Source organism: Marinimicrobium sp. UBA4509 (genome assembly GCF_002388575.1).
Taxonomy (GTDB): Bacteria; Pseudomonadota; Gammaproteobacteria; order Pseudomonadales; family Cellvibrionaceae; genus Marinimicrobium; species Marinimicrobium koreense.
Window position 1 is genome coordinate 1 of record NZ_DGMV01000092.1, and the last position, 591, is coordinate 591.

The 591-nt window shown below is 57.9% G+C and carries 1 protein-coding gene and 1 pseudogene; both read right to left on the reverse strand.

All coding sequences use genetic code 11. The features are described 5' to 3' along the window. Nucleotides 1–398 (reverse strand): annotated as a pseudogene (locus tag B3520_RS17330) (F0F1 ATP synthase subunit beta); the annotation flags it as partial. 103 nt (nucleotides 399–501) lie between these two features. Next, the coding region (locus B3520_RS17335; protein WP_286876497.1) for a F0F1 ATP synthase subunit gamma at nucleotides 502–591 on the reverse strand (90 nt) is incomplete at its 5' end.

The window sequence follows — 591 nt, forward strand, 5'->3', positions numbered from 1 at the left end:
TCGATCACCTTGATGCCGGTTTCCAGCAGCTCGTTGGACGCGGCCAGTTCTTCGTACGCCGGGGCATCGCGGTGAATCTGCATGCGCTCGTCTTCACCGATGGGGCCGGCTTCATCAATCGGGTCGCCCAGTACGTTCATGATACGACCCAGGGTTTTGGTGCCCACCGGAACCTTGATCGGCTCCTTGGTGTTGCTCACATCCAGACCACGACGCAGACCTTCAGAGGAGCCCAGGGCAATGGTGCGTACCACGCCGTCGCCCAGTTGCTGCTGCACTTCCAGAGTCAGGTCTTGCTCGGTGACTTTCAGTGCATCATAGATTTGCGGCACGGCATCGCGCGGGAATTCCACGTCGATCACGGCGCCGATAATTTGTACGATACGTCCGCTACTCATTTCCGGTTCCTCTTGGTTTCAGATCCGGCCGACTGTCAGTGAATGACGATGGCAGCCTGAGACTGAAGGTTTTAACTCAAAAAAGGGTTCTCAGCTCTGGGCCTTAAGAGGCCACGGCGGCGGCACCGCCCACAATTTCCGACAGCTCCTGGGTAATCGCGGCCTGACGGGCTTTGTTGTACACCAGTTGCAG